Source organism: Mesorhizobium shonense, from assembly GCF_040545255.1.
Classification (GTDB): Bacteria; Pseudomonadota; Alphaproteobacteria; order Rhizobiales; family Rhizobiaceae; genus Mesorhizobium; species Mesorhizobium shonense.
On sequence record NZ_JBEPLM010000007.1, the window covers coordinates 284,539 to 301,974 of the forward strand.

Sequence of the window (17,436 nt, forward strand, 5' to 3'; positions counted from 1 at the left end):
TCTGGCGTGGTGGAAGAATGGCGCGCCGCAAGAGATTCGAACTTTCATGTCGAACAGTGCGACCGGCACGGGGTCGCCTGCAAGCAACCAACTAATCGGAAGCTTTGAAGGACGTTCATGGCGCAAACTCACTTACTGGGTCAGCAGGACGATGACCGCTTTTGGTAGCGAAATGACTGACATGCGGCGAAATGCGGTCGTTCATCGGTCTGGCAAGAATGACTGGAACGGGTCAGACCCAGACATCACACCAGCCGATCTAAGAATCTGCTCTCGCAGGACGGTCCTTGAAAGCTGCCTGACCAGAATCGGCCCCGTTCCAGCCATTGCTAATATCACCGGAACTGACGGAATGGGCAGGCCTATTGACGTCAAAAACACACGACGCCCCTTCAATGTTCGCTTTTTGTGCTTCTAAAGTCGCATAAAAGGCAGTCTGTAATTAACGCATATGTTGCTCTCAAACAGGGCGCTGGGCTGCAGTGCTCGCCTCGTTTTTCAGCTTCTCAAGCCGCGCGCGGCAGACTGCTTCAATTCGCTCGATGAGGTCGGAGACGCGATCCGCAAGCCACTGAAGCGCTTCCGGGGTGATCTCGAAATGGCGAGAGTAGCGGGCCTTCACATAGGCTTCGTTGATGACGTTGAACCATGCAACGAAGCGCTGGTGATCGCGGGGCCATACCTCGGCGAGTTGCTGAGCCTGGTCCTCGGCAAGGCTGCGCAGGAATTTTATATTGTGAGATGCAGGGCTGTAGTTCGTCAAGATCAGCAGCAAGGCTGCATAGGCCTGCTCAATGGATTGGTGAAGGAGGAAAGCCGCTTCTTTATAATTCCCCTCTCCAATAAGAAATTGAACCGTCTTCGCAAACACTCGTGCCTGCGGCAGCCTGTCCTCGAAGTGCTCGCGCGCCACCCTCGCGACGTCGGCAGGCCTTGCGATGACCGGGGCGGCAAGCGGCTCCTGATCGAGCTCATAAAGGACGATCCCATCGCGGCGGATATCGACAAAGAAATACTGACCTTCGCGCAGCGCGGTGTTCACCTCGCGGCGTGAGTGCACGATGAAACTCACCGGAGTGTCGATCTCTCGCATCAACCGGTCGGCTGCTGCCTGCCAGTAGCCGGCGAAATCCGTCAGTTTGCGGTTGTTGACCACCACCAGGAGATCGAAATCGGAGCGGTAACCCTTCTTGGTATGCGGCTCGTCGACCCAGCCACCGCGGGCATAGGACCCGAAGAGGATGATCTTCAGAATGCGTCCGCGCTTCTTGAAATCGGCCGTTGCGCCCTTTAGCGCGTCGTCGAATTCCTCAAGCAGCACCTCCACCGTCCTGGTCAGCTCACGCTGCTTCGGCGGGGGCAGATGATCGATGCTGGATTTCATAAACAAAGGCCGATCGTCCACTACTAATGCATAGCCGAGATTAGGCCGCGAATCCTCATAGTGCCCCGCTTGTCCAAGCTAAGCAACGCAAATCGCAACTTTAAACTGTGATGATTTGTTGCATCAATGTGAAGAACATTGCAACTTGCAAAATCTACGCGCTTCAGCTCTCTACTGAGGGCGCTCACCGAGCGATTGATAATCTTTCCTGGATTTCGTCTGTGGGCAATCGGTGCGGCATCCTTGGGTGCCCGACTGCAATGGAAGAACCCCTCCATCTCTGCGTAGTCGACTCTCACCCGCGCGCTCCGTTCTCAAGGTCCCGCAGGAAGGCTAGAACTGCTTCGACCCGGCCGTCGGCGACAAGTTCTTCCGCGGTACGATGGCCATACTCGGCGATAATTCCGTTGCGGTACCAGTGGATCGCTTTATCTACGGCGCCGGTGTGTTCCGTTGCAGCCGAAATAGCCGTCACCATGTCGCGCATCCGACCCTGCAGTTGCTCCGATGACGGATTACGGAGTGTGTTGGGGTGAACGCCTGTCAACCTCGCCAGGTTGGCCATCTCCACGCCCAGCAGCTGCGACAGGCGTTTCGGGGAGATATGGGGTGTGCGCGGCTCCTGCAGCCTACGGACAAAACCTGAGAGCTCTCTCGAGTGCGCATGAGTCACGACAATCTCCGGGTGTCTTCTGACGCGCGACGTATGCATATTTCAGCGCCTGGCAAACGAACGGGGCTAGCCTCTTGTAGGGCCTTGCATGCGCCTGGTCACCATCGAATTGAGGTGTCGGCAGCAACGCGCCGCATGTCGGTCGTGGAATTCTGCCTATCGAATCATCAGGAGCAGGCCTCACATTTGGATCTCGTCACGATGCTCAACTGGGCGGTAGTCAGACGTGACCAGGCTGCTCATCGAAATCATTAAGGACGATTGCGGTGCGGCACGCCTCGCCGGGGGCGCTGCCCCGCGTCCCGCCTCAGGCGGCGCTATGCTGACGCTCCTTAGGCCGCCCTATTGAACCGGTCTCGGCGTCACGAACCGGCTCCACGATGAAATGACAATGTCCGTGCGGCGGACATTTCATCGTCTGCGCTTTGTACGCCCTCATTTGCTTTGGCCGCTGCGCGGCGCGGCTGACGCCGGAAACGGATGGAGACTTTTCCCCGGTGAGGAGAGGCACAGCATTGACGTCTCGAAAGTGTTGCTGAATGCGGACGGAATTTGTTACCGGGCCAAGACAGCGCAAATCAACAAGAGCGATACAATATCATATATCAGAACGGCGATATGATCATTATGCTACATCGGCCGGTTGAGAGCGCGACACGCTAGATATAATATCCTGATCACTTGAGCATTTTTATCCGGATTATATATCATGGCGTACCAGAGCGAAAACCTGATCGCGCAAGCACGCGAGGTCCGCGAGGCCTCCGGCGTTAGCCAGCGCGCGCTCAGCGAGCGGGCCGGGCTGACGCAGAGCCATATCTCGCAAATCGAGAGCGGCAAGATGGAGCCGGGACTGTCGAGCTTCATAGACCTGACACGGGCGCTCGATCTCGAGGTCATGCTCGTGCCGAAGAAGCTCGTGTCGGCGGTGCTCGGCCTGGTCAAGGCCCAAGCGACGCCGGACATGCATATCCATGCCGGTCAGCCAAACGACAAGCGTTTTGCCCGTGCCGAGCGCCTGGTCAAGAAAATGAAGCACCTTTACGGCAGCTCAGCCGACCTCGATCGCATCGAAGATACGCTGCGCTTTCTGCGGCGGGTGAATCTCAGCGATCAAGAGATGCAGCTCGTGCGCGAGCTGATCGCCCGCCTCGAGCGCTATCAGGCGAGCGCGCAGGCGGCACCCATCTTGCACGAGATCGCGCAGAACCTGCAGCGACTTCGCAACTCGCTCGCCCATCCCGTTCCGTCGGAGCCGCGACCTGCCTATTCGCTGGACGATGGAGATGCGGATGCCTGATGTCTCGGTTCTGGATGTACGGCTCTACGACGAGCCTATTGGCACGCTAACCCACCTGCAGGGCGATCGGACGATATTTGCGTTCAACGAAGACTACGTCGATAACCCGGATCGGCCGACCCTCAGCCTGTCGTTCAAGGACGACCTGGGCGGCCTCATCACCAGGATCCGCCCGACACAAAAGGTCGTGCCGCCATTCTTCTCAAACCTGTTGCCGGAGGGCGGCTTGCGTCGCTATCTCGCCGAGCGGGCCGGGGTCAATCAGCAGCGCGAATTCGTCCTGCTGTGGGTGCTGGGGCTCGACCTGCCCGGAGCACTCTCGATCCATTCTGCGATCGGTGACGGCCTTCCTCCTGGTGATGACGAGGATCTTCCGAAGAACGCCAAACCCAATGCGCTGCGCTTCTCGCTCGCCGGCGTGCAGCTCAAGTTCTCCGCGTTTCAGAACGCAGGGAAGGGCGGCGGCCTGACCATTCCCGCCGAGGGCGTCGGCGGATCGTGGATCGTGAAGCTGCCGTCCCAGCAGTTCACCGGCGTTCCGGAAAACGAGTTTTCGATGATGACGATCGCCGGGATGATCGGCATGGAGGTGCCCATCATCAACCTGGTCGATCTCGATGCAATCGTCGGTATTCCCGAAGGCGTGGGTGAATTAAAAGGGCAGGCGCTTGCTGTCAGCCGGTTCGACCGAACCAGTGACGGTCCTGTCCACACCGAAGATTTCGCGCAGGTGTTCGGGGTCCTCCCGGACGACAAGTACAAGCGTGCAAGTTACGCCAACATCGCGCGCGTGATCGGCACCGAGGCGGGCGATGTCGGCGCGCCGAGTTCATTCGCCGCCTCGTGTTCAGCGCGCTGATCGGCAATGGCGACATGCACCTCAAAAACTGGTCGCTGATCTATCCGGACCGGCGCTCGGCCGCGCTCTCGCCGGCCTACGACCTGGTGTCGACCATTCCCTATATGAAGGGCGAGGACACGGCTGCGCTTAATTACTCTCGGACGAAGAAGATGGCCAAGCTCGATACCGATGAGCTTCGGCATCTGGCGGCCAAGGCACTTCTGCCGGAAAAGCTCGTCGTCGACACTGCCGCGGAAACCGTCCAACGATTTCGGCAAGTCTGGGAGGCTGAGAAAACGCACCTTCCTCTCGCCGCTACCGTCGTGAACGCAATCGACGCGCACGCTCCGACCGTGCCGCTATTTAGCGAACTCGCATAATCAAGACTCGCCTCAGCACGCCGTCGCCTTGAGAGCATTCGATCTGGCGCATCCGCTCGGGTCTCGGCGGTCTTTGGTATAGCCTCTGCTATTTTGCGCGTCTGAGAGTAAGATGCGCCGCGGTTTTCACTCTCAAGGATGCGCATCGTGGAGATAGCGCACCGTCAAATAAGACGCCGCAGGGCAACACGGTCGCCAAGGCCGAAACGTCGCTCTCAATTGGCATCATCCGCCGCTTCTTCGACGACATCGATTTGTCCTTCCCGCCTTGCCGAGGATCATGGGCCATCATATCTGGATCGCCTCCGCTGCCCAACGCGGTCGGGATTTGCTACCGAGGCTTTGACCTGGTCGCTGTGGTTTGGGCGAACTGGACTTCGACAGAATTGGCCTGAGCTTCGGTTCCAGCCGGGAGAGCGCCTGCAATGGCATTTCGATTTGTTCATACGGCCGACATCCATCTCGATTCCCCTTTGCGCTCACTTGCGCTGCGCAATCCCGAGCTTGCCGAGCTCGTCGGGGATGCCAGCCGCCAAGCATTCACCGCGATCGTGGATCTGTGCCTGGCGGAGCGTGTCGACGCTCTCGTGATCGCCGGCGATCTTTACGATGGCGACCAGACCTCGATGAAAACAGCGCGCTTTTTGGCCTCCCAGATGACGCGCCTCCATCAGGCCGGCGTCAGGGTCTACACGATCCGCGGCAACCACGACGCCATGTCGCGGATTACCAAGCAGCTCGTCTTGCCGGACACGGTGACCACTTTTGGCGGCCGCTGCCAATCCGTGATCCAGCCTGGCGCCGGGGTGGACGTCACATTCCATGGGCTGAGCTTCGCCAGCCCCAAGGCGCCCGAAAGCCTGCTGCCCAAATATGCCGGCCCCCGAGAGGGAGTTGCGAACATCGGCATCATGCATACGAGCCTGGCTGGTTCTCCAGGCCATGACGTCTATGCACCTTGCAGCGTCGCCGACCTGCACGGCCATGGCTTCAACTATTGGGCGCTTGGCCATATCCACGTTCGCCAGGTCTATTCCGGCGCGAGCACGCTGGTGATGCCGGGAATTCCCCAGGGGAGGGACATCAATGAGGCGGGCGAGAAGTCGGTCACGCTGGTGACCATTCGCGATGATCGCTCCGTCGACATCGAGGAGAAGCTCACCAGTGTCGCGCAATTCGAGCGGGTGAACGTCGATCTGACCGGGGCATCGGAATGGAACGAGGCCATCATCCGGATCCGGGCAAGACTTGAACAAGCCAGGGAGGAAGCGAGATCGCGGTATCTCGTTGCCCGCCTTCGGCTGGTGGGCACGTCTACTCTTTCATGGTCGCTGATGCGTGACCGGGACCTGGCTGTCGCAGAGGCCGAACAGGCAGCGGAGCAGGTGGGCGACACCTGGGTGGAGAAGCTGGAGCTTGATTTTTCGGCCCCCGTTGTCGGAGACTCGGGCAATGTTGCCGATCCCACGCTTGAGCTCGCCCAGTCCATGCGCGCCAATGCGAGCTCTGAAGCATTTCGAGCGGAAGCGCGGGAATTTGTGTTGAAGACGATCGCGGACCTGCCGCCCGATGCGCGGGGCTTCGCCGGCAAGGATGAAACAGGGTTGGAACAGTTTCTCGACCATGTGCTTGCCGGAAGCGTTGACCTGGTCACGGCAAGGCTCAAGTCAGGTGCGACGCGATGAGATTGCGGCGCCTTGATCTGACCCGTTACGGCAAGTTCACCGATAAGGCGATCGACTTTGGAGAGAAGCCTATTTCAGCTCCCGATCTGCATATCGTTTTCGGCCTCAACGAGGCCGGCAAGTCGACCGCGCTTTCCGCCTACCTTGATCTGCTCTTCGGCATCGAGGAGCGCAGTCGGTATAATTTCCTGCACGACTATAGCTCGATGCGCATCGGCGGGCTGCTCGAATTCGAGGGACGGACGCTTGCCGTTTCGCGCACCAAAAGCCGCAGCAACTCCCTGCATGATGCCGAAGGCAAGCCGGTCAGCGAAATTGCTATCTCCGCGCAGCTCGCCGGACTGTCGCGAGAAGCCTACAGCAGCATGTTCTCGCTGGACGACGAAACGCTGGAAGCGGGCGGCAAGGCGATCCTTGAATCGCGCGGCGATCTCGGCAAGCTCCTTTTCACCGCCAGTGCTGGGCTTGGCCATGCCAGCGATGTCCTGGCCGCATTGGAAACGGAGGCCGATGGTCTTCATCGAAAACAGGCGCAGAGCACGGAAATCGCGCTGCTGAAGAAGCGGTTCGCGGAACTCAAGTCGCGCAAGGAGGCGATCGACACGCTGGCCTCGACATTCGAGGCGCTCGAGGCGGAACGCGTGGAAGCCCAGGAGAAGTATGACCGCTGCCTCGCTGAACGCGCGGCGATGTCGGCCCGGCTCGCCACGATTGACCGATATGTGCGCGCCGTGCCGCTCCTGGCCGAAATGAAACGCAAGGCAAGCAGGCTGGCTGAGCTGCCGGACATGCCGTCTCCTCCCAGGACCTGGAGCGGCAGCGTCGCGGAATTGATCGATCAGGACGCGCGGCTGAGAACCCGTCTCCAAGCGAATGGCGATGAGATCGATCGGGCGAAGGCAAAGATAGAAGCAATCACTGTCGACGACGCTGTGCTGGCGATCTCCGAGCAGGTGCGAGGACTGGCCGACCGCAAGGCGCGCTATTTATCCGCGGGCATGGATCTGCCGACCCGCAAAATGGAACTCCAGGTGCTCGACCAGACGGTGGCTAACTGTCTCGCCGCGCTTGGAAGGTCGGCCGAACAGGATCCGTCCCGGCTCATCCTGCCGGCCGTTGTGGTCGGCACGCTTCGCAACATGGTCGAACAACGCTCCGGCATCACGACGAGCCTGCGGATGGCGCGCGATGAGGCCGCTGCCGCGCTCGACGGACTCAACGCTGCGCGAGGTCGCATTGACGAGGAGAGGGCAGTGCCCGAGCCAGCAAGAGCCAGGCTGATGGCAGCGGTGTCGGAGGCCAAGGCCAGTGGTCACACACGGGAAATCAGAGAGGCGTACGCATTCGAGGACGAGGGGGAAACAGGGCTGGCCGATGCGATGCGGCGCCTTCGGCCGTGGTCGGGAGAGGGGGAGGCACTTTCGAAAATGTCGGTTCCAGTGCCGACGCAGATGGCCGCCTGGAAGAAACTGGCCGCGGACCTTCAAAGGGACAGGGCGGTCTTCTCGGAGCGTCTGGTTGAGCATGAACAAAGCCGGATCCCGACGTCGGCTCGTCTGGCTGCTGTCCGCGCGTCGGCCGACATCGCCGACGACGAAACCGCCGCAGCCATTCGGCGTGAGAGGGAAGAGGCCTGGCGAAATCACCGGGCGGACCTAAAGGCCGAAACGGCTGATGTCTTTGCGGCGGCACTGGCCAGGGACGATCAGGTCGGCGCGGCTCGATTGGCTCATTCGGGCGAGCTGGCGGACCTGCGTGCAATCAAGCAAAAGGCGGGGGAGATCGAAGCGGCAATAGAGCGCATAAGCCTCCAACTCGGTACTGTGGCTGAGCAAGCAGAAATGGCTTCCACTGAAATCAAGCGAATGGCCGGAGCCTTGCTTGAGGATTGCCAGGCGCAGTCGCTCGACCTCTTGATCGGTCTTCTCGAGGAGCGCCTTTCCGCGCGTGCTGACGCGCTTGCCGCTTGGGACGGCATCCTGCTCGCACGCGCAAGGATTGAGCGCGCGACAGCCGAAGGAGAGCGAATCCATCTCGGACTGACCTCAGCTCTTCGAAGCGTTGGAATTCAGCCGGAAGCCGGTGAAGCCCTGGACGTGATGGTGGTCGCCGCCGACCGCTTTCTCGACAGGCAGGCGAAGGTCGACGCGGAACGAGCGGAAGCGCTAAGAAGCGTCGCCGCGAAGGAAGAGGAGCTGGCCGCAAGGCGGCTCGCTGTTGAAATCGCCGAGCGGCGAGAGGGTGCATGGCAGGCCGAGGTCAAGGAAACGCTGAAGGGCACCTGGCTGGAAGAAGGCATCGCCGGAACCGGGCTTGGCAGCGTCCTCGATCAGCTGTCGGAGCTATCAAAGGCCCTGCAGGATCGTGAGGCCATGCGTATCCGCGTCCGCAAGATGGAGGCGGACAGGACTGCATTTGCTGAAGAGGTGGCCCGGCTTGGTGCGCAGGCCGGGGAGCCCGCGAGCGACGAGCCGCCAGAACAGGTGAGCGTCAGGCTGACAGGGCGTCTGGAGCAAGCCGAGCGTGCCCGTGAGGCGAGGGCAAATCTACTCCTTGACGTTCAAAAGTTGCAGGACGTTCGAGAGGCACTGAACGCTGATGTCGCGGTACACGAGACAACAAAGCAGGCAGTGCTCGATGCCTTCGGGGTAAGAACGCTGCCGGAGGTCGGGGAGCGCGACGAACAGCTTCGCGAGCGAGACGGTCTCCATAGTGCCAGGGTCGAGCTTGAGGAAAGACTGACGAGCGAGCTCGCTCTCGACGACTTCACCCAGGCCCGGTCGTTGCTGGAAGGCCTCGATCTTGATGGGCTTGCAATTGAAAAGGCCGAAGTCGAGCGGCGTCTCGCCGACCTCGATGACTCACTGCAACAGCAACTCGTCCGACGCACCCGGGCGACCGACAAGCTCGATGCGATCGGCGGCGACAGCGCAGTTGCCCGCATCGATGCCGATCGTCGCACCGTCCTTCTCGAAATTGAGGAAAAGGCCGTCCGCTTTATCGAGTTGAAGCTTGGGGTGATGTCGGCATCGAGTGCGCTGCGGGTCTATCGCGAACGTCACCGCTCCGGGATGATGAGCGAGGCCTCCGACGCCTTCGCACTGATCACGCGAGGGCAGTACACAGGCTTGACGACCCAGCCGGTAAAGGGCGGCGAGGTGCTCATCGCGACACAGAAAGATGGCCAATCGAAGGTCGCGGACGCTCTGTCGAAAGGCGCGCGTTTTCAGCTCTACCTGGCTCTACGCCTCGCCGGATATGACGAGTTTGCCAAGGTCAGGCCGGCTGTTCCGTTCATCGCCGACGACATCATGGAAACGTTCGACCATCTCCGGTCGGAGGAAGTTTTCCGATTGTTCGGCGAGATGGCTAGTGTGGGCCAGGTGATTTACCTCACGCATCATCAACACCTGTGTGAGATTGCGAAGTCGGTTGTCCCTAACGTGGCCATCCACGACCTCCGGTAATTCAAACGGCATCGTTGCTGGCGCGTTCTCGAGATAAGTGGCATCGCCAATGACCGCTTCGCGCCGATTTCGGACGCTCAAGCAAGTTTGAACAGCTCCGGAAAGCGGACATATCCTGTATTGGCTCCTTCGTTTTGACTTTCTGATCGTCCGCAAATCCAAGCGGCCCCAAGTTATGACAAAACTCGGCTCGGCTTCAGATCACCGCTTTCTATCAAACGGATCAAAGTGCGGCGCGCTCACTTCTGCCCTCAAGCGATTGAGCGCTTCCTGCTGCCACGCTCCCGCTCGAGCCGGTAGACGTCGGGCAATGGTTGCCAGTCCTTCGGCGTCAGCCGCATGCACCATTTCTCGCGCCTGTAGCCTTAGTGCGCTAGCCCGACCATGTCGGACCCGTCAAACCACACTGACACGTTGAGCTTGGGAAAATGCAGGCACCTGGCCGCCCACCAGACCCTGTCGATGTCGGCCTCGCCGTTGCCTTCCTTCCATGGCGTCCAGCCGCAGCTAGGTCGTTCGGTAAGCTCATCGTCACGCATCGGGTCTCCTCCGCTTGTTGGCGTCACCGCATGATCCGTGAATTGTTGGTTTCGATCGTCGCGGCCGGCGTTTCGGCACTCGTGACAGTAGATGATTTCGATCAGATCCCGGTGCAAGCACCTATGGTCCGGCCCGAGCCGCTTCACCAGCTCGGCGACGTCTAAATGAGCTTTTCGCTTGCAGGTCAAGCAGTCGACCGAGAGACCTGTGCCAGCCTCCAGCTTCTTGCCAGGCGTGTTTTCTACGAAGGGGAATTTCATTGTCATTGGCGATCTCCGAAAATGAGGTCGCCGCACCAGGGAAGATTATATTCCTGATCGCCTGGCATTTGCCAGGGGCAGGCCGCCGTCTCAATGGAATAAGGGGCTATATGCTTCGTTTATTCGGACCAATGCGCTTGGAAGTCTGGACCTCGGTCGATTTGCGGGCCTGCTGGCAAATCAGACAGTCTCCCGATCGCGCCGGCTGATAAACCCCAAGCCCCCGCCCATCAGTCGGCGCATAGCCCGGCTTGCGAACCTCAATCATAACCCCAAAAGCAAGCCGGGCTCATCTAGCGCCGAGGCCGCACTTCGAAGCGCCGGCCGCCGCGCCGTAGGGCAAGATGCGCTGTTTTGGATAACCAGCGCGCGCTGGCCTGGTCTTGCACTGGCCTGGGTTTGCCAATGTCCCGTTTCGGCACCAAAATGCTGGCACCCGCCTTGCAACTGAAGAGATTGCCGGTGCTAATCCTCCCACCGGGTCCTGATCGGGGGATCAGGAAAATAAGCTCTCGCCGGGCTTGAGGTGCTTGGGGTTCCTCGCCCGGCGAGTCTTTCTTTCAACGCAGCACCAGCGCGCCGACGACCTTGCCGCAGGAAAAAAAGCGCTATGTTTCGCGCGTCGATCTTGTTGAACGAACGTTGTTTTCGCGCATTGGCGCCCTGACGATTTTTCCTCTCAATTTCGAAACTGGAGCGTATGGCTGCCAGCCAGACGCGATGATTTGCACCGATTTGAAAGGAAATCGTATGGCTACTGGAACAGTGAAGTTCTTCAACGCTACCAAAGGCTTCGGCTTTATCGAGCAGGGTAATGGGCAGCCGGACGTGTTCGTCCACATCTCTGCCGTTGAGCGCGCCGGCATGCGCACGCTTGCGGAAGGCCAGAAGGTCAACTTCGACGTCGTGAAAGATAACCGCAACGGCAAGAGTTCGGCTGAGAACCTTCAGGCCGCGTGAGTGACAACCCTTCTGGCTTGCGACCACGGATGTACTGGCGCGGCCATCGAAGCGATGATGAGAAGGTCGGGCATGTCCCGGCCTTTTTCGTTGTAAGGATTTATTTATGCGCCCCACAATTCCGAATGGCGTTTTTAAGCCGAAAGCTTCTCCCGGCGAGGTGAAGCAGGACGCCACAAACAGAGCAGCCAAGGTGATCATAGAGAACGAGGCCGCAGCGAGGGAGGCGAAAACCGAACGTTTGCGACGTGCGCGGCTTGCTAAAGAAACAGCCGAGCCGGAGACCCCGCCGAAGAAACGCTAATCGACGCTTTATCGCGCCGACCTATGGAAGCCGAGCCGACGCTAGTGGGGGCGTTTCCTCTGACGGTCCATGTCATTCAGAAAACCAACTAAGTCGAGCACCAGCCAGAAAGGCATGCTTTCGAGCAGGAGGCCGCAGATCTCATGGGGAAGCCCGGTCATAACGTCGATCACCGAAAAGGTACCGTCCGGGTCGCTTTCGATATCGTAACGTTCTGCCACCATGCGCCGAACATATACGGCAAATGAGGCCTGTGGATAGTAACCGGGAATTCAACGAGGCTCCGTGCCGAGGCAGACGTGATTTGCCTTGTGAGCGTGGCAGACCTAGCGTGCCCGTTTTAAGGGGGGCCGCTACACATGAAACCAGCAGTATCCAAGCCGGGGCCTTGTCGGCATTTTCTGGTAGTACCGCCGCATGGTGCCAAGTTCGACAACCTAGTGATGCTGATGAGGATCGAGGCCGGCCTGAACGCCGAGTTCGCTGGCTTTACGTTTGTCGTCACCACCGACGGACAGCGCTATGACGACTTCTTTCTGGTGCCAATACTCGGCACTGTGAACGACCCGGCCGCACCCCCTTTGCAGGTCAAGCCGGATGTCCAACTCTGCATGAACATCGCGAGCTTCCTTTCTCGCTACGTCAACGAGGAACGGCCCAGGCTGAACTGACAAAAAAGCCCGCCGACCGGAGCCAGACTTATATGCCGGCCAGCGACTACGAAGACGACGAGATCGGGATCATCTGTCCCGCCTGCGACTATGAATCAGGAAAAGCATCGGCTGGATTCGCAGGCACGTACAGCTCGAATGTCCCGGTTGCGGGCAGGTGATCGACATCGAGAGCAGGAATTTCCGAATGCCTGCCGGACACGCCCCCCCCCGCGATCCATGACGCTGATACAGCGGGGCGAGAGAAGCGCCCTCCGCAGTCGGCAAACAAGTGCGGAGAACCGGTGGCATCCCGCCGCTCACGCGGACGACGGCCTAAAGCTGCCTCCACTTTCGACAGTTCGTTGCGCCCCCGGCGCGGGCCGACGCGGTAGCGGACCTTTTCCTTTTGGCTGAGGCAGCAGGCCTTCTCTCTGTGCGCGCTTCCTGGCCAGCTTATGTGCTCGTCTGATGGCTTCGGCTCGTTGCCTAGTCTTTCTCTCGGAGGGCTTCTCATAGGCCCGGCGAGCCTTCATCTCACGAAAGATGCCTTCACGCTGCATTTTCCTCTTCAAGACCCGAAGGGCCTGTTCGATATTGTTGTCGCGTACGAGTACCTGCATTGCATCTCCCTTGCTGTCCCGTCGCTTTGCACGGGCGTTGCGGTCTGCCAACCTGGCGAACCGTGACGCGCACCATAGTCCTTCTCACAGGAAAGACGACCTCCACCGGGGCCTGTGCATGCTACTTGTTCTTTTTCAGAAGACGCGCCTCGCGAAGAAGCGAGCTCGCATCTAAGCCGATCATACCGACAAGTTCACGGGCCTGGGCCTCGGTAATGCCCGTTTCGTTCATAAGGAACTGCACCCGAAATTCCTTCGCTGCCTGCAATTGCAGTTCGCGCTCTTGCTTGGTCTCGGCCATGGGATGGGCCTTCGCACGAGTCAGTTCTTGTCAGATGCCCTGACCGAGGATTCTTGCCTGATTTGACCCGCTTTAGAATCTGGTGGGATTGTTCGATCAGGCGACGGCTTTCATCGATGAGGTGCTGTGTCTCATCAGAGCGTAACTCGGCGCGACGTCGAGCGCGGCGAATGCTTCGCAGATAGGTGTCACGGCTGTTGTCGTGGGCTGACATGCCCCCAACGCCCGAATGCGCCGAATGGTTCAAAAGCTGGACCTGCAATGCGAGTGCGCAACTCTTTAACACTCTTGCGGCAATGCTCTTGCTGCGCTTTTGGAGGATGCGCTCATCCTCATCAGGCAGCTGGCACACGGCACGTGGACTAAAGGTTGGCAAAGCAAGGAATGCAAACCCGAGATGCCTTGAAGGACTCAACTATGTCCTGACCGAGGTGGTTGCGACAGGGCCAACGTCAACAGCCCGATGGCCACCTGGCGGAGCAGTTCCTATTGCTTCAAGCCACGCCTCGGCGGGCGTGGGATCCGAAAGCAGGGCCAAGGCTTCGGTCGGCGTTAGTCGTGGAAGCCGCTGCTGCCGACAAAAAAGCGACAGGCGGCGTTCTGGACGGCCACCGTCTTGCCGATGATTCCAATGATGTTGGTTCCTCCACTATCGGAGCCCACGCCGTCGACACTTGACGTCGGTTCCCGACGAAGCGCCCGGGCGCAAATCGGTCGCTGGACGAACGGTCGGCTTTCTAGCCCAGAGCAACCTGCCAGGTCTTGCATCGTGTCGGGACCAGATCATTGGCACAGTGACTCGTCGCTGCTAAAGACCCCTATTGCTCCACTCCAAGACGAAGCCGGACCGAAGCCTCTAGGTCTTTGGCAAAACCAAGCGCCAACTGAAGAACCGTCGTTTCATTCGAAGCGACAGATCCTTGGCCCTCGATGGCGATCGGCAGTTCAATTTTGCCAGCGGGTGAAGTCACGCGAACATTAAATAGAAGCTGGCCACCGGGCCGCTCCTCAACTGTTATCAATTCTACAGTTGCCATTATCACTTTCCCACTCGTCAGCCGTTCCCTGAACCCCAACCTTGCCTCGCTGGGAAATGCAGTTTTCGGCTCTAATCACGATGGCGGCTGTTGCGGTAGACACCTTTTGGCCAACGAAGGCCTGGTTCAAATCAGGCGGTTGCGTTCCGCGAGTTCGCGTGCCCGCCTTAGAGTGCCGTCGGTGTCGGCGATCCTGCGCCTTGCTGCCTCGTCCGTTCTGATCGTCAGCCGCGCCGACATAATCTTGGATGATTTGGCGACGGCCACGATCATGATGGGCGGGGCATCCAGTGTTTTCATGGTTCTCATGGGTATTATCCTTTCAAGCGAAATGACTGCAGGAGGCAGTCGACATTCGGCGATTGCTCCATGACCGGGCCAGGAGCGCTGAACCGCAATATCGGCCTTGCCAATCAGGATTCCCGGCCGGCCTCTTCCCGCCGCTTGGCGTCCTGAATGTTCAGTTCGCCAACAATCTTTTCAGCCCGGCGCGTCTTGATCCCGACCATCATCTTCTTCTCGAACTTGGCAGGTTGGCCGGCGAAGATGTCGAAAACGGTCCAGCTATTCGGCTCGTCCATCCGCAGCGCGTAGTGGTTTGCCATGCTCGCATCTTTCTCGTTTTCGCCTCTCGACGAATGCCGACCGGGTTCAGGCTTTTATGCTGACGAAAACCGGGGCCAGCAGAGCGACGATCCAGAGCGCGACATATATCTTCAAGGCGAGTTGACCGTATGAAGAGAACGCCCCCCATGCGCGTCGTCACGTTCTCAATCCCATTCGCGCTAGCCCGCCCCGCCGTGACAACGAGCGGCGCCTTCGTGGCAAGCATACCGAACATCCGAGGCGGTTCACGCACGGACACGACCCCGGATATGCTCGGGATGCCAGGCTTCACGGTCGGCATGGCTATCGGGCGACTAGGCTTCAGGTGGCAACTTCTTTCTTGTGGCGGAACGGGTGTGCATATCCTTCTATAGACCGCTTGCCTCGCGATAGATAGGAGCACGGAAATTATTTGCCACGCCCGCTAAATTATCGGTCGGAATAATTGCGAGACTCAGAAAATATCGCCCTGGATGAGGTGAATTCCTGCCGATTTTTTGACCCTGTGTTTGGCTTTTTTATTTAACCAAGAAAAATAAAACGCCGCCACCGCCTTGTTCGCAGCGCAATTGGGGCGCATATATAAAATTCGTTGATTTGGTCGAGGTGGCTTCGTCATAGTGAATCCTCGCCATCCGCCTCCGAATTTTCGATAGTGAATGCATTGCGCCGCTCCCGGCGCGGCGTCTCGCTTCGTTCGAACCCTGAAATGATGCTAGCGCTGACCACGGATGTACTGGCGGCATCGGACATTGTTTCGCGGGTTCGACTTCGAATTGAAGCGGAAGGCGCATGCGCGCTTCCGCAGAAAGCCGCAAGTGACCACTCGCACCACGCCGACCATCGTTCGCTTCAATGCGGCGTTTATGCTGCCGGGTTTCGATGCGCCGCAGCCGGCCGGAGAGTATCGCGTCGATCTCGATGAGGAGCCTCTCGAAGGGGCTTCCCGCACCGCATGGCGCCGCGTGGCCACGTTCATTCACCTGCCAGCGATCTCCGCGAAGGGGTCCACGCAGCAATTGGTGCCAATCGAACCGGCCTCACTCGAGGCGGCGCTCGACAAGGACCGGAGACAACCATGACCACCCTCATGCAACGCAACGCACGCCCCATCCAGCACGGAGCCCCGGCACGTCTTTTTGACATCGGACAGGCGGTCCGGCTGAAGGGCGGTCTCGGCCTCGGTCCGAATACCGGCGAAATCTACCGCATCACCCGTACCCTGCCGCCGAGGGGAAACTCGCCGCAATACCGCATTCGCAGCGACGCCGAACCGCACGAGCGGGTGGTGACGGAGGACAGGCTGGAGCCAGTCGACGAAGCGTCGGACGGCGGCATAATGCTCATCGAAAGGACATTCGGACATGGCCAAGGGACAGAAACGCTCGAACAGAGAGATCAGGAAGCCGAAGCAGGAGGAGCTTCCGGTGAAGCCTGAGAGTGCGTTCGGCCAAATCAAGGGCGCCGGCGGCACCCGAAGCAAGAGCAAAGGCTGACGGCAGGATGTTTGCGCGCGACAGGCTCGGGATGAAGGTCGTGATCGAATTCTATCGCACGCGCGTTGCCAACGACGCGCACGCCGTCGTTGGCCGTGAGACCGTAGACGCGGCCGACCTCGACGCGGCGATCGAGATCGCGCGGCTTCTGGCAAGGACGCTGAACATGCCACAGTGGCCGGATGCCGTCGCAATCGCCGACGCCGACGGCCCGACGATCTATTCCAGCGTCATTGCCGCGCAGGCGGGCACAGACAAATGGCCGACATCATGAACGCCAGCAACCATCCCACCCATGTCGCGCGCAACGCCTGGGCACATCCGGGCCGGGAAGATGCAGGCGGCGCGCAGGCATGCGCCTTTAGGGACCATCAATATGGCCGCCGGGTCGAGCCCGATCGTTCCTGGACCGTCTATCACGTCTTCACCGGCATCCCGACGTATGTGGACGGCGCTTTCATGATCGGGCTCAGCCGTTCGGAAGCGACCAAAAGCATGCTGTCCCTCAACCTTCGCAACAGCGAGCGCCGCAAGGAGAGGATCGCCGCGTGGTCAGTTCTTGTTGGCGTTCCCGAAATATCGGGAGGCCGATCATGACTCTAGCCTTCCCCAATCCCAGCCGTAGCTTCGATGAAGCGCGCAATGCCGTCTGCTTCATCGGCCATGACGGCATGTTTCAAATCCGTTTCTTCATCGAGGTAGAGGCGCTGGCCAAATCCGGCGTTGCCCTGGGTGGGAAGGTAAGCACCGAGACAGCCTGTCTTTCGGCATTTGACGCCTTACGGACCTCCATCCAGGATGTGGCCGGCAAGGTCTATGCCCGCAGCCGCCGCGACTCCTATATTTTGACCGCCGCCGATTTCCCGTAGCAGCATTCGGATTCGATAAAGGCAGGTTAATAATACGTCCTGCCACGCTCGTCTTTCCAC

21 protein-coding genes and 1 pseudogene are annotated in these 17,436 nt (G+C 59.5%); 12 read left to right on the top strand and 10 right to left on the bottom strand.

The window, feature by feature from the left end:
• Positions 1–460 precede the first annotated feature (460 nt).
• Both ABID26_RS20110 and ABID26_RS20115 read right to left on the bottom strand, forming a co-directional pair.
• Positions 461–1,384, bottom strand: a complete 924-nt coding sequence (locus ABID26_RS20110) for a nucleotidyltransferase and HEPN domain-containing protein (protein ID WP_354416116.1) — start codon at positions 1,382–1,384, stop codon at positions 461–463.
• A gap of 295 nt (positions 1,385–1,679) precedes the next feature.
• Positions 1,680–2,057, bottom strand: a complete 378-nt coding sequence (locus ABID26_RS20115; RefSeq protein WP_354416118.1) for a hypothetical protein — start codon at positions 2,055–2,057, stop codon at positions 1,680–1,682.
• A gap of 709 nt (positions 2,058–2,766) precedes the next feature.
• Here ABID26_RS20115 and ABID26_RS20120 point away from each other — a divergent pair.
• The 4 genes and pseudogenes from ABID26_RS20120 to ABID26_RS20135 all read left to right on the top strand — a co-directional run bounded on the left by ABID26_RS20120 (position 2,767) and on the right by ABID26_RS20135 (position 9,730).
• On the top strand, positions 2,767–3,357 hold the full coding sequence (locus tag ABID26_RS20120) for a helix-turn-helix domain-containing protein (RefSeq protein ID WP_354416120.1): 591 nt from the start codon (positions 2,767–2,769) through the stop codon (positions 3,355–3,357).
• Positions 3,350–4,578, top strand: a pseudogene (locus tag ABID26_RS20125) (type II toxin-antitoxin system HipA family toxin). The gene ABID26_RS20120 and the pseudogene ABID26_RS20125 overlap by 8 nt, the downstream one beginning before the upstream one ends.
• 425 nt (positions 4,579–5,003) lie before the next feature.
• Complete coding sequence (locus ABID26_RS20130; RefSeq protein ID WP_354416122.1) at positions 5,004–6,263, top strand: metallophosphoesterase family protein; 1,260 nt, start codon at positions 5,004–5,006, stop codon at positions 6,261–6,263.
• Positions 6,260–9,730 carry an ATP-binding protein gene (locus tag ABID26_RS20135; protein ID WP_354416124.1) on the top strand — a complete coding sequence of 1,157 codons (3,471 nt, stop codon included), beginning with the start codon at positions 6,260–6,262 and terminating at the stop codon, positions 9,728–9,730. The genes ABID26_RS20130 and ABID26_RS20135 overlap by 4 nt, the downstream gene beginning before the upstream one ends.
• A gap of 365 nt (positions 9,731–10,095) precedes the next feature.
• On the opposite strand, the gene ABID26_RS20140 is transcribed toward ABID26_RS20135, so the two are convergent.
• The gene (locus ABID26_RS20140) at positions 10,096–10,536 is read right to left on the bottom strand and encodes a hypothetical protein (protein WP_354416126.1); all 441 of its coding nucleotides are present in this window, start codon (positions 10,534–10,536) and stop codon (positions 10,096–10,098) included.
• 744 nt (positions 10,537–11,280) lie between these two features.
• On the opposite strand from ABID26_RS20140, the gene ABID26_RS20145 reads away from it, so the two are divergent.
• Together ABID26_RS20145 and ABID26_RS20150 are read left to right on the top strand one after the other, a co-directional pair.
• Positions 11,281–11,490, top strand: a complete 210-nt coding sequence (locus tag ABID26_RS20145; RefSeq protein ID WP_292345520.1) for a cold-shock protein — start codon at positions 11,281–11,283, stop codon at positions 11,488–11,490.
• 106 nt (positions 11,491–11,596) lie between these two features.
• Positions 11,597–11,794: a hypothetical protein gene (locus tag ABID26_RS20150; RefSeq protein ID WP_354416128.1), complete on the top strand. Its 198-nt coding sequence runs from the start codon at positions 11,597–11,599 to the stop codon at positions 11,792–11,794.
• Between the two features lie 41 nt (positions 11,795–11,835).
• Here the strand turns inward: ABID26_RS20150 and ABID26_RS20155 are convergent, their stop codons facing one another.
• Positions 11,836–12,018 (bottom strand): hypothetical protein, encoded by a 183-nt coding sequence (locus ABID26_RS20155; RefSeq protein WP_126098374.1) that lies wholly within the window; start codon positions 12,016–12,018, stop codon positions 11,836–11,838.
• 135 nt (positions 12,019–12,153) lie between these two features.
• On the opposite strand from ABID26_RS20155, the gene ABID26_RS20160 reads away from it, so the two are divergent.
• Positions 12,154–12,465, top strand: coding sequence for a hypothetical protein (locus ABID26_RS20160; RefSeq protein ID WP_126098375.1), 312 nt, complete (start codon positions 12,154–12,156; stop codon positions 12,463–12,465).
• Positions 12,466–12,764: 299 nt separating this feature from the next.
• Here the strand turns inward: ABID26_RS20160 and rpsU are convergent, their stop codons facing one another.
• From rpsU to ABID26_RS20190, 6 genes are all read right to left on the bottom strand, one after another.
• A complete protein-coding gene (gene rpsU / locus ABID26_RS20165; RefSeq protein ID WP_126095070.1) occupies positions 12,765–13,067 on the bottom strand; it encodes a 30S ribosomal protein S21 in 303 nt (100 codons plus the stop codon).
• 121 nt (positions 13,068–13,188) lie between these two features.
• On the bottom strand, positions 13,189–13,368 hold the full coding sequence (locus ABID26_RS20170) for a hypothetical protein (protein ID WP_354416131.1): 180 nt from the start codon (positions 13,366–13,368) through the stop codon (positions 13,189–13,191).
• 818 nt (positions 13,369–14,186) lie between these two features.
• Complete coding sequence (locus tag ABID26_RS20175) at positions 14,187–14,405, bottom strand: hypothetical protein (protein WP_126098377.1); 219 nt, start codon at positions 14,403–14,405, stop codon at positions 14,187–14,189.
• Positions 14,406–14,531: 126 nt separating this feature from the next.
• Positions 14,532–14,714: a hypothetical protein gene (locus tag ABID26_RS20180; RefSeq protein ID WP_292341693.1), complete on the bottom strand. Its 183-nt coding sequence runs from the start codon at positions 14,712–14,714 to the stop codon at positions 14,532–14,534.
• 104 nt (positions 14,715–14,818) lie between these two features.
• Positions 14,819–14,986, bottom strand: coding sequence for a hypothetical protein (locus ABID26_RS20185; RefSeq protein ID WP_348628916.1), 168 nt, complete (start codon positions 14,984–14,986; stop codon positions 14,819–14,821).
• A 479-nt stretch (positions 14,987–15,465) separates the two neighbouring features.
• Positions 15,466–15,630 (bottom strand): hypothetical protein, encoded by a 165-nt coding sequence (locus tag ABID26_RS20190; RefSeq protein WP_189521460.1) that lies wholly within the window; start codon positions 15,628–15,630, stop codon positions 15,466–15,468.
• Between the two features lie 199 nt (positions 15,631–15,829).
• Here ABID26_RS20190 and ABID26_RS20195 point away from each other — a divergent pair, with 199 nt between their 5' ends.
• From ABID26_RS20195 to ABID26_RS20215, 5 genes are all read left to right on the top strand, one after another.
• Positions 15,830–16,093, top strand: a complete 264-nt coding sequence (locus ABID26_RS20195) for a hypothetical protein (protein WP_126098380.1) — start codon at positions 15,830–15,832, stop codon at positions 16,091–16,093.
• Entirely contained in the window at positions 16,090–16,449 is a 360-nt protein-coding gene (locus tag ABID26_RS20200; protein ID WP_126095063.1) for a hypothetical protein, read from the top strand. The genes ABID26_RS20195 and ABID26_RS20200 overlap by 4 nt, the downstream gene beginning before the upstream one ends.
• 89 nt (positions 16,450–16,538) lie before the next feature.
• The gene (locus ABID26_RS20205; RefSeq protein ID WP_126098381.1) at positions 16,539–16,781 is read left to right on the top strand and encodes a hypothetical protein; all 243 of its coding nucleotides are present in this window, start codon (positions 16,539–16,541) and stop codon (positions 16,779–16,781) included.
• Positions 16,766–17,104, top strand: a complete 339-nt coding sequence (locus ABID26_RS20210; RefSeq protein ID WP_354416134.1) for a hypothetical protein — start codon at positions 16,766–16,768, stop codon at positions 17,102–17,104. The genes ABID26_RS20205 and ABID26_RS20210 overlap by 16 nt, the downstream gene beginning before the upstream one ends.
• A complete protein-coding gene (locus ABID26_RS20215; RefSeq protein WP_126098382.1) occupies positions 17,101–17,376 on the top strand; it encodes a DUF1488 family protein in 276 nt (91 codons plus the stop codon). Before ABID26_RS20210 ends, ABID26_RS20215 begins: the two co-directional genes overlap by 4 nt.
• The last annotated feature ends 60 nt before the right edge of the window (positions 17,377–17,436 follow it).

Bases quoted from the DNA above. Each gene is read 5' to 3' on its own strand.
- ABID26_RS20110 (WP_354416116.1), bottom strand. From the start codon at position 1,384: ATGAAATCCAGCATCGATCATCTGCCCCCGCCGAAGCAGCGTGAGCTG.
- ABID26_RS20120 (WP_354416120.1), top strand. From the start codon at position 2,767: ATGGCGTACCAGAGCGAAAACCTGATCGCGCAAGCACGCGAGGTCCGC.
- ABID26_RS20130 (WP_354416122.1), top strand. From the start codon at position 5,004: ATGGCATTTCGATTTGTTCATACGGCCGACATCCATCTCGATTCCCCT.
- ABID26_RS20135 (WP_354416124.1), top strand. From the start codon at position 6,260: ATGAGATTGCGGCGCCTTGATCTGACCCGTTACGGCAAGTTCACCGAT.
- ABID26_RS20140 (WP_354416126.1), bottom strand. From the start codon at position 10,536: ATGACAATGAAATTCCCCTTCGTAGAAAACACGCCTGGCAAGAAGCTG.
- ABID26_RS20145 (WP_292345520.1), top strand. From the start codon at position 11,281: ATGGCTACTGGAACAGTGAAGTTCTTCAACGCTACCAAAGGCTTCGGC.
- ABID26_RS20150 (WP_354416128.1), top strand. From the start codon at position 11,597: ATGCGCCCCACAATTCCGAATGGCGTTTTTAAGCCGAAAGCTTCTCCC.
- ABID26_RS20155 (WP_126098374.1), bottom strand. From the start codon at position 12,018: ATGGTGGCAGAACGTTACGATATCGAAAGCGACCCGGACGGTACCTTT.
- ABID26_RS20160 (WP_126098375.1), top strand. From the start codon at position 12,154: ATGAAACCAGCAGTATCCAAGCCGGGGCCTTGTCGGCATTTTCTGGTA.
- rpsU (WP_126095070.1), bottom strand. From the start codon at position 13,067: ATGCAGGTACTCGTACGCGACAACAATATCGAACAGGCCCTTCGGGTC.
- ABID26_RS20170 (WP_354416131.1), bottom strand. From the start codon at position 13,368: ATGGCCGAGACCAAGCAAGAGCGCGAACTGCAATTGCAGGCAGCGAAG.
- ABID26_RS20175 (WP_126098377.1), bottom strand. From the start codon at position 14,405: ATGGCAACTGTAGAATTGATAACAGTTGAGGAGCGGCCCGGTGGCCAG.
- ABID26_RS20180 (WP_292341693.1), bottom strand. From the start codon at position 14,714: ATGAGAACCATGAAAACACTGGATGCCCCGCCCATCATGATCGTGGCC.
- ABID26_RS20185 (WP_348628916.1), bottom strand. From the start codon at position 14,986: ATGGACGAGCCGAATAGCTGGACCGTTTTCGACATCTTCGCCGGCCAA.
- ABID26_RS20190 (WP_189521460.1), bottom strand. From the start codon at position 15,630: ATGACGAAGCCACCTCGACCAAATCAACGAATTTTATATATGCGCCCC.
- ABID26_RS20200 (WP_126095063.1), top strand. From the start codon at position 16,090: ATGACCACCCTCATGCAACGCAACGCACGCCCCATCCAGCACGGAGCC.
- ABID26_RS20205 (WP_126098381.1), top strand. From the start codon at position 16,539: ATGAAGGTCGTGATCGAATTCTATCGCACGCGCGTTGCCAACGACGCG.
- ABID26_RS20210 (WP_354416134.1), top strand. From the start codon at position 16,766: ATGGCCGACATCATGAACGCCAGCAACCATCCCACCCATGTCGCGCGC.
- ABID26_RS20215 (WP_126098382.1), top strand. From the start codon at position 17,101: ATGACTCTAGCCTTCCCCAATCCCAGCCGTAGCTTCGATGAAGCGCGC.